Genomic DNA, 12,471 nt, shown 5'->3' with positions numbered 1-12,471 from the left:
GGTACAGCGATGAGATATGGGTTGTCCCCACACAACCGCGCCTTACTGAAAGTGATGTGTCGTGACTCTTCCCGGCGGCGACGACGACCGCGCCAGGAGCTCGGGTGACGATCCGAGCGCCGACGCGCAGGCGATCGCCGATGCCGTGGAGCGTCTCGCGAATCTCTGGTCCGTGGCCGCCCAGGAGGCGGCCGTACGGCTGTCCCTCCACCAGTTGCGTGCTCTGCGGGCGCTGGAGAGGGCGCCTGAGTCGAATCTCACGGGCCTGGCCGAGAGTCTCGACATAGGGCTGCCCACCGCCAGCCGCCTCTGCGACCGGCTGGAGGCGGCCGGTCTGCTGGAGCGCGAGCTGCACCCGCACCGGCGGCGCGAGGTGCAGCTCAGGCTGACCGTCCAGGGGCGCCGGGTGCTGGCTGACGTCGCGCGCCGGCGTGCCCAGGCCCTGACCGGCGTCCTCGCGGGCATGACGCCCGCCGACCGGTCGGCACTGGTCCGCGGCATGCGGGCCTTCCTCGGCGCCCGGGCCGAGACGTCACCCCCGCCGCCGGAGACTCCGTAGCGTCAGCGGCCGGAGTCCGCCCCGCCCGGTGTGCGCCCCGTCCAGTCGAGGCAGACGACGGCGGCGTCGGCGAGGAGCGCTTCGTCCCCGACGTGCTCGATCAGCCCGGCGACGACCGACCGAGCGGCCTCGTGCGGCTGTGTCTGCCGGGTCGCGCCCAGGACCTGGCGCAGCACGCCCTCTCCGAACACCTCCCCGGTCGCCGACCGGGTGCCGTGGACGCCGGTGCTGATGGCGACCAGGCGGTCACCGGGCTCGACCTGGAAGGTCTGCTCCTCGTAGAGGGTCTCCTCGAACATCCCGAGCGGCAGCTGGGCCTCGAGCTCGACGCGTTCGATCGTCCTTCCGCGCTGCCGGTAGAGCTGGGGCGACCCGGCGTCGACGGCGCGGACCGTGCCGGTGTCCAGGTCGAAGCGGAGCAGCAGGGTGGAGGCGTAGGACTTGCCGCCGTACTGGGAGAAGAGCGCCTGGTCGGCGAGGCAGGCCTGGTCGGCGAGGCTGATGCCGGCCCGGCGGGCGTTGCGCAGCGCGCTCACGGCGAGGTTCGTGAGCAGGGAGGCCTCTATGCCCTGCCCCATGCCGTCGGTGACGGTGAGCGTGAGGTGGTCGGCGCTGGTGGACCAGTCGAAGTTGTCGCCGCCGATGGCGTAGGCCGGCTCCAGGTGGGCGCCGATGACGTACTCGTCGCGGGCGCATCCGCGGCCCGGCAGGAGCTGCCACTGCATCTCGGCGGCGAGGGTGAGCCGGCGGGTGCGGCGGGCCTGGAGGTACAGGTCGGTGTCCCGGCCGGCGGTGGCGACCTCGTGGCCGAGGGCGGTGGCGAAGTCGCCGAGCCGCAGCACCGTGCCCGGGTCGGCGCCGGAGCCGGGGACCCGGACGGAGAGCACGCCCAGGCGGTCGCCGCGGACGGTGATGGGCAGGTGGACCAGTTGCGTGGCCGGGTCGGCGGTGACCTCCACCACCGGGTTCTGGGTGGTGAAGGCGGTACCGGGGGGACCGTCGTGCGCGGAGACGGGTTCGCCCGTCAGCGGCAGGTGGGTGACGGGCTGCAGGACGGTCAGGCCGTAGTCGGCGAGCAGGAGCGTGACGTCCCGGGCGCCGAAGCGCTCGGCCAGCAGCCGGCCGGCGGTGGCCACCAGGGCGTGCGGCGGTGCCGAGCGAAGCTGGGCTTCCGCGGACGGGACCGGTTCGGCGGCATTCACGACGTCTCCATCCTCTTCCCCTGTGACCTCCACGCTATCGCCCCCGCGCGTGGAGCGGCCCCCCGGTGTCAGGACGGAGCGGTGCGGCACAGCAGGATACAGACGTCGTCGTCGCGTTCCGAGTCGTGCACCAGGGGCTTGAGCAGCGACTCGGCGCACCCGTCCAGGTCCTCCAGCACGGACTCGTCCAGTGCGGCCAGGGTCCGGCCGAGCAGTTCGATGCCCGGGTCGATGCCCTGGGCCCGCCGCTCCACCAGCCCGTCGGTGTACAGGACGAGCGTCGAGCCGGGCGCCAGTTCCTCGGTGTGATCCGCGTACTCGAACGGTATGGGCACGCCGAGCATGACGCCGGGTCTGGTGTCCAGCACGCGTACGGTGCCGTCGGGCGCGCGGACCACGGCCGGGGGGTGTCCGGCGGCGGCCCACACCACGTGGGGATCGCCGGGCCGGAACCGGGCGATCACGGCGGTCGCGTAGAGGTTCGGCTGCTGGTGGCGCAGCATGCGGTGCAGGCGGGTGAGGATGCGGGCGGGGCTGTCGTCCTCGAGCGCGTAGGCCCGCAGGGCGGTGCGCAGCTGGCCCATCATGACGGCGGCGCGCAGCCCGTGTCCGGTGACGTCGCCGACCACGGTCAGCAGGCTGCCGTCGGGGTGCGGGAAGGCGTCGTACCAGTCGCCGCCTATGTTGAGCCCCCGGGTGGCGGGCAGGTAGCGGGCCGCCAGGCGCAGCCCCTCGGTGGGGGGCAGGTCGGTGAGCTGGGCGCGCTGCAGGGCCTCGGCGGTGTCCCGGTGCTGTTCGTAGCGGCGGGCGTTGTCCAGGGCGATGGCGGTGCGGCGGGCCAGTTCGACCAGCATCACGCTGGTGTCCGCGTCGAAGTGGTCGCCGGGCGCGGTCAGGGTGAGCACGCCCGAGGTGCGGCGCACGGTGAGGGGGATGCTCAGCAGCGGCCGGTCCGGGGACAGCACGGAGGGCGGCAGGTCGTCGACGCCGGGCAGGCCGCCGGGGCTCGGTCCGGCGTGCTGGGGACGGTCGTGGCGGGCGGCCGCGACCGCCGCCGCGGAGTGGGCGCCGTCCGGGCTGGCCGGTTCGTCGAAGAGCCACACGTCGACGCCGCTCGCGTACTCGGGGACGAGCAGCTCCGGGAGGCACCGCAGGATGTCCTCCTGGTCGAGGGAGGCGGTGACGGCCGCGCTGGCGTCGGCGAGGAAGGTGAGCAGCCGCCGCGCCTTCTCGGCCTCGCCCCGGGCGGCGCGTTCGGCGTCGAGGAGTTCCCGCTGGGTGCGCGCGGCGGCGTCGAGTTCGGCGTGCAGGGCGAGCACGCCCTGGTTGGTCTGGTGCAGTTCCTCGCGGTGCAGGCGGAGCTGACGTTCCGTCTCGTCCAGCCGGCGCAGTATCGCCGCCGTCTCGGCGTCCGCCGCCAGGACCGCCTCGGCGTGCGGGGTGTCGTCGGGGACCGCCGGGCGGGCGTCCGGCGCGGTCACCGGCGTCCGGCCGGGCGTTCGCAGGCCAGGACGGCCACGCAGGTGTCGTCGCGTACGGGGTTGGCGGCGCTGCTGGCGTCCCGCAGGACGGTCGCCGCGACCACGGCCGGATCGTGTCCGAGGAGCCCCGGGTCCTCCGGCGGCACCCACCGGCTGGGCAGTCCGTCGCTGTGGAGCACGAGCAGGCTGCCCGGCCGCCAGCGCAGGCGGTGCACGGGTACGGTCGCGGGGAACTGTGCGCCGACGATGCCGGGGTGGGAGACGAGGTGCTCCCACGAACCGTCGGTGTGCAGCCGGGCACCGATGTTGCCGACGCCGGCGAACGCCAGTTCCCCGCGGTCCGTGTCCAGTTGGGCCACGGCGACCGCGGCCCCGCGGGTGGGCCGCAGGGCGGGGTTCATGAGCCGCAGGATCTCGTCGGGCGGCAGGTGCCCGGTGTCGTGCAGGACCTCGACCGCCGCGTCGGAGGCGTGGGCGGCCCTGGCTCCGTGGCCGAGGCCGTCGGCGAGCATCAGGGTCGTGCGGGAGTCCGACCGGGCGAGGCTCCAGGTGTCCCCGGAGTGCTCGGCCCGGGCCAGCGGGATGTTGATCCCGCCGGCCGCGCAGGTGTCGTGGGTCTGCCGCGGCCCCGGGTTCGGGTTCTGGTGGACGCGGGCCACCGCGACGGTTCCCCGGCGGGTGCTGTACAGGTCGAACACGTCGGCGATGCGGCGGCAGGTGCCCAGGCCTGCGCCGAGCGACGCCTCGCTGGTGGTGTGGCCGTCCCGCAGGGCCTCGGCGACGTCGGGGATGCCGGGGCCGTGGTCGAGGGCGGCGAGCTGCACCGCCGGACCGCGGGCGTCCGTCACGCCGCGGTCGACGAGGTTGATCAGCACGGTGCCGCCACCGGCGTGCTTGAGCAGGTTGGTCGCCAGCTCGGTGGCCACCAGGGCCGCGACGGCGGTGCGGTGGGCGTCGAGGCGGGCGTGGGAGCCCGCCTCCTCGGTCGCCACCCGGACGTCCCGCACCCGGGTGGAGTCGTGCACCGGGACGGTCCAGACGCGTGTCATCAGGACCCCGGCCGGACGGCGGGCACGCCGGTGACCCAGGCGACGAGGGTGACGACGGTGCCCACACCGGGCGTGGTGTCGATGGCGAACTCGTCCACCAGCCGCCTGGCGCCGCTGAGACCGAGTCCGAGGCCGCCGCCGGTGGTGTAGCCGTCGGTCGTGGCCAGTTCGACGTCGCGGATGCCGGGGCCGGTGTCGATGAAGGACAGCCGCAGTCCGCGCGTCGTGGCGTTGGTCACGGGGGTGATCCGCGCCTCGCCGCCACCGCCGTGGATCAGCGTGTTGCGGGCCAGCTCGCTGGCCGCGGTGACGAGTTTGGTCTGCTGCACGAGCCCGAACCCGAGTTCGGCCGCGAACCGCCGCACCTGGTGGCGGACCCATGCGAGATCCGCGTCCGAGCCGATGGGCAGGCTCGTCGCGGTGGCGGGGTCGGGGGCGGCCGGCGTCATGTGCGCCCCGCGACTTCGACCGGGCCGGCCGCTGAGACGTCCTGCCGGAGCAGCTCGAAGGCGCGGTCGACGTCGAGCGCGGTCGCCACGCCGGGGAGGGCCAGGCCCAGCTCGACCAGGGTGATCGCCACGGCGGGCCCCATGCCGCACAGGACGGTACGGGCGGCCAGCAGCCGGGCGTTGGCCGCGATCTCCGCGATGACGCGGCCGAGGAAGGAGTCGACGACGTCGACGCCGGAGACGTCGATGACCACGCCGGTGGCCTCGCTGTGGGCCACGCGGTGGGCGATGTCCTGCTGGAGCTGCTCGGCCGTGCCGTCGTGCAGCTCCCCCTGGAGGGAGATGAGCAGGATGTCCCCCATTGCGAGGACCGGCACCGCGGCCAGGCTGCCCGGGAGGGGGGCGGGGATGGTCATCGCGGGTTCACACCGGCCGTACGCCGGGAGACCTCGATGCCCTGCCGGGAGAGGGCGTGGGCCAGGGCGTCGGCCAGTGTGCTGCGCGTGACGACGGAGCCCAGGTCGATGCCGAGGTGCACGATGGTCTGCGCGATGGCCGGGCGGATGCCGGAGACGACGCACTCGGCGCCCATCAGGCGGGCCGCGGCGACCGTCTTCATCAGGTGCTGCGCGACGAGCGAGTCGACCGTGGGCACGCCCGTGATGTCGAGGATCGCGTAGCGGGCCCGCTGCTCCACGATGGCCTGGAGCAGCGACTCCATGACGACCTGGCTGCGGGCGCTGTCGAGCGTGCCGATCAGGGGAACCGCGACGATTCCCTCCCACAGGCTGATCACGGGGGTGGCCACCTCGAGGAGCTGCTGCCGCTGCCGTGCGATCAGCTCCTCACCCGCGTTGATCGTCGTCTCCATGATCACCAGACGCAGGGTGCCCATCAGGACGGTGAGCGCCAGCAGGACGTCCCGCGCCTCGTCGCCGGACGGGTCCGACACCTCGCCGTGCAGCAGCTCGGCGGTCACCGGCCGCAGGGCCGCGGCCTCGTCCGCGATCTGGGCGGGGCTGTAGCCGCTGCGCGCCCGGGAGGCGGCCATGCGCCCGAGCTGCTCACGCGCCGAGTCGAAGCCGGGGGCCGCCACGTCCTCCAGCCTGCCGGTCGAGGCCACGTCCGCGAGGGCGTCCACCACGGCCTTGCAGGCCTCCACGGCCTCGTCGCGGGAGACGGTGAACACGGTCCGGAACAGCGGGGCGTCCGCCCAGCGCTGGGCGATCTGCTCGCGCCGGCGCTCCAGGAAGCCTCCCAGCTCCCGCGCCGCCGCCTCGGCCGTCGCCTGCTCCGACACTCGCATCATCTCCCACTTGGAACAGGCGGCCGCGCCCGGACCGGCACAACTTCGCCAATTATTGCCACATGACAAGCATTAACGCCGCACGTGCCCCGGAAACGACACAGCATCGACACATTCACGCCGGTGTTCCGGTGGCACGCCTTCTCCGGCCGTTCAGCGTCCGCGCCAGTCGAGGCAGACGACCAGGGCGTCGTCCTCCGGGGCGGGCTGTCCGCGATGGCCGGTCAGCTCTCTCAGGATGGCACGCGGCACCTCGGCGGCCGACAGCAGGCGGGTGGAGGTGACCGCCCGGGCCAGCGCGGCGTCCCCGTAGGCCTCCCCCAGGGGCGAGGCGACCTCGTAGACCCCGTCGCTGACGAAGACCAGCCGGTCACCGGGCTCCACCTGGAACTCCTGGGTCACGTAGTCGGTCTCCTCGAACATGCCCAGCGGGAGCTGCGCCTCGAAGGTGACGCGTTCGACCACGCCGTCGCGCAGCCGCAGCAGCTGTGGGGACCCCGCGTCCACCACCTTCGCCCGGCCGGTCGAGAGTTCGAAGTCGAACATCAGCACCGAGAGGTAGCAGCGCCCCCGGTAGTGGGCGTACACCGCCTGGTCGGCCAGCGCGGCCTGGTCGGGCAGGGAGATACCGGCCCGCCGGGCGTTGCGCAGGGCGTTGATGGCGAGGTTCGTCAGCAGGGAGGCCTCTATGCCCTCCCCCATGCCGTTGGTGACGTAGAGCATGAGACGGTCGGCCGTGGCGGACCAGTCGAAGTTGTCGCCGTAGATCGCGTAGGCCGGCTCGAGCTGCGCGCCGAGTTCGAACTCGGGCCGGGCGCAGGAGCGGCCGGGCAGCAGCTGCCACTGCATCTCGGCGGCCAGGGTCAGCCGGTCCTTGCGCCTCGCCTGCATGTACACGTCCGTGTCGCGTTCGGCCACGACCACCTCGTGCCCGAGCACCTCGGCGATGTCCGCCAGCTCCCCGAGCACGTCGGGCGCGACGTCCCCGTCCGGCAGGGCGACCGACAGCACGCCCAGCCGGTCTCCGCGCACGGTGACCGGCAGGTGGACGCGCGTGGAACCGTCCTTGGCGCTCTCCACGAAGGACTCCTGGGCGCCGAAGGCACGGCCGGCGGTGCTGTTGTGCAGCGACACCGGCTCCTCGGTGTGCGGCAGCACCGACACCGGCTGCAGCACGGTCAGACCGTAGTCGGCCAGGAGCAGGTCGACGGACTCGGCCGCGTACTCATCGGCCAGCACTCGGCGCACGGCGTCGAGCAGCTCGTCCGGGGCCGCCGTGCGCAGGGCGCGCTCAGCGGTCACAAATCTGTTCACGATCTTAGATACACCCATCCTTCGGCGGACATACACGGATACCGCCCGGGCCGAACCGCGTCGGCCGTCCGAACCATCTCTTGCCAAGACGGGCACCTAGTACGCTGACAACCGTCCCAGGTGCCTGCGAGAGTGTGACGGTGACTGTCTTCCGCCCCCGCCCAGAGCCTGTCGAGGTCGCCCACGTGACCTTGACGGCCGTGGAGTTGCTGGAAGTGCTGTGGGGCCGGGCGTCGACAGCGCCGGCGTCTCCGTCCCAGATGCGCGTCCTGCTGATGCTCGAGCACCAGGACGGCATCAATCTGCGCACACTCGCCGATTCTCTCGCCTCCACGCCCCCGTCCACCAGTCGGCTCTGCGACCGGCTGGTCGCCGCCGGCTTCGTCGAGCGCGCGATCAGCCCCGCCGACCGGCGCGAGGTACGGCTGCATCTCAGCAACCGCGGCCGCGCCTTCCTCGACGATCTGCGCGCACGCCGGGAGAAGGAGCTGCAGGCGGTGCTGGAGCGGATGCCCGCGGTCAAGCGCACCGCCCTCCTCGAAGGACTCGAGGCGTTCTGCGACACGGCGGCGTCGCAGATACACGACGACGCCCCGCGCGCCGACGGCCGGACGGCCTGAGCGCAGGATCCGGCCGCCGGCCGCTCCGGCATGACGGGGCTCGGCTGGTCGGCACACGGAGCGATCTCCGCCCACCGGAACATTGCGGATCCTTCCCCGTGCGGTACGACTGGGCTACTTTGTTGCCTCACGGCCATACTTGTCAAACGGCAACTGTTGGGGAGTGCGGAGCGACCGGTTCGTGACGGGGAAGTGAGCGCGCGGAGCGCGACGACAGGACCCGCCGGCCGGGCGGCCGACGGGTCCCTGGACGTCAGACGGTGCTGAGCATGCCCTCGCGCAGCCGGCCCAGGAGACGGGAGATGAGCCGGGAGACGTGCATCTGGGAGACGCCGAGGCGCTCGCCGATCTGGGCCTGGGTGAGCTCCTCGACGAAGCGCCAGTGGATGATCTTGCGGTCGCGTTCGTCGAGCTCCGCGATGAGCGGGGCGAGGGAGTGGAAGTCCTCGATCAGGCCGAGGGCGGCGTCCTCGCTGCCGATGAAGTCCGCGAGCGCGGCCTCGCCGTCCTCGCTGCCGCCGATCGTGGCGTCCAGGGAGGCCGAGGTGTAGCCGTTGGAGGCGAGCTGGGCCTCCATCACCTCACTCTCCGGCAGGCTCATCAGCTCCGACAGCTCCTTGGTCGTCGGCGTACGGCCCAGCCGGCTGCGCAGCTCCTCGTTGGCGCGGGCGAGCTGGACGCGGGCCTCCTGGAGCCGGCGCGGGACGTGCACGGCCCACGAGGTGTCGCGGAAGAACCGCTTGATCTCGCCCACGATGTAGGGGACGGCGAAGGAGGTGAACTCGACCTCGCGGGTCAGCTCGAACCGGTCGATCGCCTTGATGAGGCCGATCATGCCGACCTGGACGATGTCCTCCATCTCCTCCGCGCCCCGGCTGCGGAACCGGCCGGCCGCGTAGCGGACGAGGGACATGTTCATCTCTATCAGCGTGTTGCGCGCGTACTGGTACTCGGGAGTCCCCTCCTCCAGCACCGCCAGCCGGTCGAAGAACCGCTTCGACAGCTCACGCGCGTCCTTCGGCGCGACCCTGGAAGGGTCCGCGATCTCCGGAACGTCCACCGTCCGCCCAGCGGCCCGTACAGCCGTCGCCACCATCCTGCGCCCCTCCCTGTGGGTCATGCCTGCCTGCGCCGGCGCATCGCCCGGCAAGCAGGCGCATACCCCGGCCCCTGGGAGGCATTCCTCGGACTTTCCTCATTCCTCGTCCGACTCTCCACCATTCTCACACCTGCCTTCACCCGGCCCACACGCGTCGGCGGTGACCGACCGCGCCGCCGCGGTCGTGCGGGCCGGTCACGCCGCGCAGGGATGCAGCCGCGCGTAGTAGGCGAACGGCGGGCCGACGAACCTGCTGACCCGCAGCCCCGCGGCGCCCGCGTGGCCGATGAGGTGGGCGGGCCGTACCTGGTGGCGGTCGAAGAACTCCCCGACGACCAGGCGCCCGCCGGGCTTGAGCACCCGGCGCAACTGGCTCAGCGTCACCACCGGGTCGGGGATCTCGCCCAGCGCCGTGACCAGGTATGCCGCGTCGAACGTCGCGTCCGGGAAGGGCAGGCGGTGCGCGTCGGCCAGCGTGGGCACGATGTTGGCGATGTGGCTGTCCTTCGCCCGGCGCATCACGTGGTCGAGCATCGGCTGCTGGACGTCGACGATGTCCAACTGCTCCACCTGCGGCGCGACGTGCAGGGACTGCAGTCCCGTGCCCGGCCCGATCTCCAGCACCCGTTCGCCGGGCCGCGCCTCCAGCAGCCCGTCCAGGCGCCGCAGCGTCAGGAACGGCAGGGGCAGGTCGAGCAGGCGGTGCTGGGAGTAGGGGTACGGGGCGGAGTCGGACATCCACCAGGCGCCGATCGCCGCCGCTCCCAGGCCTGCCGCGAGGGACCACTTGAGGCCGCGCCGGGACGTGGTCGGTACCGAGTGCGTGATCGCGGACACGGTGGCTCCTTAGGCGGGTCGTCGGGCGGCGTCACGGTGCCGGCGCCGCCCCGTCCACGATGCCGGGCCGCCGGACCGGCCACCTCAACCCAGGCTTCCGACTTCATGGTGGTACCAGGACCACCATGAAGTCGGGCACTGACGTGGGAGACCACGGGAGCCCGGTCGCGCAGACTCGGTCGTGCACCCGTCGGGCAGTCAGCGGAGGACCAGCACTGTGACCATCCTGCGGAACCAGGCACCGTCCGGGACGCGCCCCGACGCCCCGATACGGATCCGGCACGACACCTGGTCGGTACGCGTCAGCCAGGCCTCACGGGGGCGTCCCGCTCTGGAGGTGTACGTCGGCGCGTCCCTCGCGGACGTCGTGGTGCCCACGGCACTCGTGACCGGTGCGCTGCGCGGCGCCTGCTCGGTCGTGGCGGACGGCCGTCCCCCGGTCTCCCTCGCCTGGGGCGTCCTCGGCGCGACCGGGGCGGAGCTGCCCCGGGTGCTGTTCGGCAGACGGCGATGGACGGGCCGGCACCTCCACCGGGCCGGCGCGACCGTGCCGGTCGGCGGCGGGTTCTGGATCAGCGCCGCGGAAGGGCGTTTCGCCGGGGTCGCCGTCACGCGCGCGGACGGCTCCGTGGAGCACCTCGCCGTGCCGGCCCGGCGCGGCGAGACCGTCCGGGAGGGCGGCGCGGAACACGGACGCGCCGAGGCGGCCGGCGTATAGGAGCGCGATAGGGACGGCTCCCACACTCGGTCGCCATGACGACTCAACGGCCCGTCGGAGGCGCCCGCATCCTGGGAATCGGCGCCTACCGGCCACGGCGGATTGTCGGGAACGCCGAAATCGAGGCGCGTACGGGCCGCGCCGACTCCTGGATCCGGCGCCGTACCGGCATCGTCGAAAGACGCTACGCGGAGCCGGACGAGACGGTGACGGACATGGCGGCCGAGGCGGCCCGCAAGGCGCTCGCCGACGCCGGAATCGACCCCGGCCGGGTGGACATGGTGCTGCTGACCAGCATGTCCCAGGTCCGCCAGAGCCCCGGGGGCGCCCCCGAGGTGGCGTACCGCCTCGGCACGGGGTCGGCCGCCCTCGATCTCAACGCCGCCTGCGCCGGCTTCTGCTACGGGCTGGGAGTGGCGGACGGGCTGGTCCGCGCCGGCACGGCCGAGCACGTGCTGCTGATCGGCTCCGACAAGATGAGCGACATCGTCGACCCGTACGACGGCTCCGCCGCGATCCTGTTCGCCGACGGTGCCGGCGCCGTGGTCGTCGGGCCGGGCCCCGAGGACGGCATCGGCCCCACCGTGTGGGGAACCGACGGTGAGCGGCGTCATCTCATCCAGCACTCGGCGACCTGGGTGGAACACCGTGACGATCCGGGGGTTCCCTGGCCGACGATGCGGATGGCGGGGCCCGAGGTGTTCCGCTGGGCCGTCGGAAAGATGCCCGAGGTCGCCGGGCGGGCCCTGGAGGCGGCCGGCGTACGGGCCGCCGACCTGGCGGCGTTCGTCCCGCACCAGGCGAACCTGCGGATCACGGACACACTCACCGACCGGCTCGGCCTTCCGTCCCACGTCGCCGTGGCACGGGACGTGACCCACGCGGGCAACACCTCGTCCGCCTCGGTACCCCTCGCCCTGGACCGGCTGCGCGAGACCGGCGAGGTGCCTCCGGGCGGCCGGGCGCTGCTCGCCGGGTTCGGCGCCGGGCTCTCCTGGGCGGCGCAGGTGGTACGGCTGCCGTGACCGTACGGCCGTCCGCTCCCCGGCGCGCCGGGGCTCCCCGCCCTCCCCCGGCGCCCTCCCCCGACGTCCCCCGACCCGAACTCCCCCGCGGAGGTTGCCTCATGAACACGCCGCTGCTGTGCCTGCCGTTCGCCGGAGCCGGCGCCAGCTTCTACACCGCGTGGGACGCCGTCGGCGTCCCCGGCGTCGACGTCCTCCCGCTCCTCCTGCCGGGCCGGGAACGGCGGATCCTGGAGGATCCGTACACCGACGTCCACGATGCCGCCGACGGGCTCGTCCCGCAGGTGCTCGAACTGCTGCCGGACGGCGGTCCGGTCGCGCTGTTCGGCCACTGCCTGGGCGCGCTGGTCGCGCACGAGCTGACCCGGCGGCTCCTCGGCGTGGGGGGACCGCGGGTGGTGCGCCTGTTCGTCAGCGGGACGCCCGTCGTACCCCGCACGCCCCCGGAGCTGCGGGCGACCGGCATCCGGGACGACGAGGCGTTCCTGGAGCGGGTCAAGGAATTCGCCGGGTATCAGCACGAGGCGTTCGGGGACCCGGAGCTGCGGGAGCTGATGATGCCCGCGCTGCGGGCCGACGTGCGGATGCACGAGACCTACGAGTGGCGGGACCGCGAGCCGCTGACGGTCCCGGTCACCGCGGTGCGCGGCGAGGAGGACGCGCTCGCCTCACCGGACGACATGGACGGCTGGCGGGCGGCCACGGCCGGTGGCTTCGAGGCCGTGGAGCTGCCCGGGGAGCACATGTATCTCGCCGCCTCCCCCGGGCCGCTGCTGGAGTTGGTCGCCGCGCGGTGCGCCCCGGAGTGAGGC

Annotated in this window: 13 protein-coding genes and 1 pseudogene; 5 read left to right on the top strand and 9 right to left on the bottom strand. The window is 73.3% G+C overall.

Going from position 1 to position 12,471, the window contains the following annotated elements:
• Positions 1 to 61: 61 nt before the first annotated feature.
• A complete protein-coding gene (locus ACWCPN_RS16520; RefSeq protein ID WP_451206365.1) occupies positions 62 to 559 on the top strand; it encodes a MarR family winged helix-turn-helix transcriptional regulator in 498 nt (165 codons plus the stop codon).
• A gap of 2 nt (positions 560 to 561) precedes the next feature.
• Here ACWCPN_RS16520 and ACWCPN_RS16515 read toward each other — a convergent pair whose 3' ends face one another.
• The 7 genes and pseudogenes from ACWCPN_RS16515 to ACWCPN_RS16485 all read right to left on the bottom strand — a co-directional run bounded on the left by ACWCPN_RS16515 (position 562) and on the right by ACWCPN_RS16485 (position 7,378).
• Complete coding sequence (locus tag ACWCPN_RS16515) at positions 562 to 1,761, bottom strand: PP2C family protein-serine/threonine phosphatase (RefSeq protein WP_451206363.1); 1,200 nt, start codon at positions 1,759 to 1,761, stop codon at positions 562 to 564.
• A gap of 68 nt (positions 1,762 to 1,829) precedes the next feature.
• Positions 1,830 to 3,257: pseudogene (locus ACWCPN_RS16510) on the bottom strand (PP2C family protein-serine/threonine phosphatase); the annotation flags it as partial.
• Positions 3,239 to 4,291 carry a SpoIIE family protein phosphatase gene (locus ACWCPN_RS16505; protein WP_451206360.1) on the bottom strand — a complete coding sequence of 351 codons (1,053 nt, stop codon included), beginning with the start codon at positions 4,289 to 4,291 and terminating at the stop codon, positions 3,239 to 3,241. The gene ACWCPN_RS16505 and the pseudogene ACWCPN_RS16510, both read right to left, overlap by 19 nt.
• Positions 4,291 to 4,740, bottom strand: coding sequence for an ATP-binding protein (locus tag ACWCPN_RS16500; RefSeq protein ID WP_392293314.1), 450 nt, complete (start codon positions 4,738 to 4,740; stop codon positions 4,291 to 4,293). Before ACWCPN_RS16500 ends, ACWCPN_RS16505 begins: the two co-directional genes overlap by 1 nt.
• Positions 4,737 to 5,156, bottom strand: a complete 420-nt coding sequence (locus tag ACWCPN_RS16495) for an STAS domain-containing protein (protein ID WP_451206357.1) — start codon at positions 5,154 to 5,156, stop codon at positions 4,737 to 4,739. The genes ACWCPN_RS16500 and ACWCPN_RS16495 overlap by 4 nt, the downstream gene beginning before the upstream one ends.
• Positions 5,153 to 6,046 (bottom strand): STAS domain-containing protein, encoded by an 894-nt coding sequence (locus tag ACWCPN_RS16490; RefSeq protein ID WP_451206650.1) that lies wholly within the window; start codon positions 6,044 to 6,046, stop codon positions 5,153 to 5,155. The genes ACWCPN_RS16495 and ACWCPN_RS16490 overlap by 4 nt, the downstream gene beginning before the upstream one ends.
• A gap of 153 nt (positions 6,047 to 6,199) precedes the next feature.
• The gene (locus ACWCPN_RS16485) at positions 6,200 to 7,378 is read right to left on the bottom strand and encodes a PP2C family protein-serine/threonine phosphatase (RefSeq protein WP_451206355.1); all 1,179 of its coding nucleotides are present in this window, start codon (positions 7,376 to 7,378) and stop codon (positions 6,200 to 6,202) included.
• Positions 7,379 to 7,545: 167 nt separating this feature from the next.
• On the opposite strand from ACWCPN_RS16485, the gene ACWCPN_RS16480 reads away from it, so the two are divergent.
• A complete protein-coding gene (locus ACWCPN_RS16480) occupies positions 7,546 to 7,980 on the top strand; it encodes a MarR family winged helix-turn-helix transcriptional regulator (protein ID WP_365130496.1) in 435 nt (144 codons plus the stop codon).
• Positions 7,981 to 8,233: 253 nt separating this feature from the next.
• Here ACWCPN_RS16480 and ACWCPN_RS16475 read toward each other — a convergent pair whose 3' ends face one another.
• On the bottom strand, positions 8,234 to 9,076 hold the full coding sequence (locus ACWCPN_RS16475) for an RNA polymerase sigma factor SigF (RefSeq protein ID WP_451206352.1): 843 nt from the start codon (positions 9,074 to 9,076) through the stop codon (positions 8,234 to 8,236).
• Between the two features lie 198 nt (positions 9,077 to 9,274).
• Complete coding sequence (locus ACWCPN_RS16470; RefSeq protein ID WP_451206349.1) at positions 9,275 to 9,916, bottom strand: class I SAM-dependent methyltransferase; 642 nt, start codon at positions 9,914 to 9,916, stop codon at positions 9,275 to 9,277.
• A 217-nt stretch (positions 9,917 to 10,133) separates the two neighbouring features.
• Here ACWCPN_RS16470 and ACWCPN_RS16465 point away from each other — a divergent pair, with 217 nt between their 5' ends.
• The 3 genes from ACWCPN_RS16465 (at position 10,134) to ACWCPN_RS16455 (ending at position 12,468) form a co-directional block, all read left to right on the top strand.
• The gene (locus tag ACWCPN_RS16465) at positions 10,134 to 10,634 is read left to right on the top strand and encodes a hypothetical protein (protein ID WP_451206346.1); all 501 of its coding nucleotides are present in this window, start codon (positions 10,134 to 10,136) and stop codon (positions 10,632 to 10,634) included.
• 35 nt (positions 10,635 to 10,669) lie between these two features.
• Positions 10,670 to 11,659 carry a beta-ketoacyl-ACP synthase III gene (locus ACWCPN_RS16460; protein ID WP_451206343.1) on the top strand — a complete coding sequence of 330 codons (990 nt, stop codon included), beginning with the start codon at positions 10,670 to 10,672 and terminating at the stop codon, positions 11,657 to 11,659.
• Between the two features lie 101 nt (positions 11,660 to 11,760).
• Positions 11,761 to 12,468 (top strand): thioesterase II family protein, encoded by a 708-nt coding sequence (locus ACWCPN_RS16455; RefSeq protein ID WP_451206340.1) that lies wholly within the window; start codon positions 11,761 to 11,763, stop codon positions 12,466 to 12,468.
• Positions 12,469 to 12,471 lie beyond the last annotated feature (3 nt).

Source organism: Streptomyces sp. NPDC002386 (genome assembly GCF_053593175.1).
Note: the sequence above shows the minus strand (reverse complement) of the source record. Positions and strands in the feature narration are given on the sequence as shown.

Bases quoted from the DNA above. Each gene is read 5' to 3' on its own strand.
- ACWCPN_RS16505 (WP_451206360.1), bottom strand. From the start codon at position 4,291: ATGACACGCGTCTGGACCGTCCCGGTGCACGACTCCACCCGGGTGCGG.
- ACWCPN_RS16500 (WP_392293314.1), bottom strand. From the start codon at position 4,740: ATGACGCCGGCCGCCCCCGACCCCGCCACCGCGACGAGCCTGCCCATC.
- ACWCPN_RS16495 (WP_451206357.1), bottom strand. From the start codon at position 5,156: ATGACCATCCCCGCCCCCCTCCCGGGCAGCCTGGCCGCGGTGCCGGTC.
- ACWCPN_RS16490 (WP_451206650.1), bottom strand. From the start codon at position 6,046: ATGCGAGTGTCGGAGCAGGCGACGGCCGAGGCGGCGGCGCGGGAGCTG.
- ACWCPN_RS16485 (WP_451206355.1), bottom strand. From the start codon at position 7,378: ATGGGTGTATCTAAGATCGTGAACAGATTTGTGACCGCTGAGCGCGCC.
- ACWCPN_RS16475 (WP_451206352.1), bottom strand. From the start codon at position 9,076: ATGGTGGCGACGGCTGTACGGGCCGCTGGGCGGACGGTGGACGTTCCG.
- ACWCPN_RS16460 (WP_451206343.1), top strand. From the start codon at position 10,670: ATGACGACTCAACGGCCCGTCGGAGGCGCCCGCATCCTGGGAATCGGC.
- ACWCPN_RS16455 (WP_451206340.1), top strand. From the start codon at position 11,761: ATGAACACGCCGCTGCTGTGCCTGCCGTTCGCCGGAGCCGGCGCCAGC.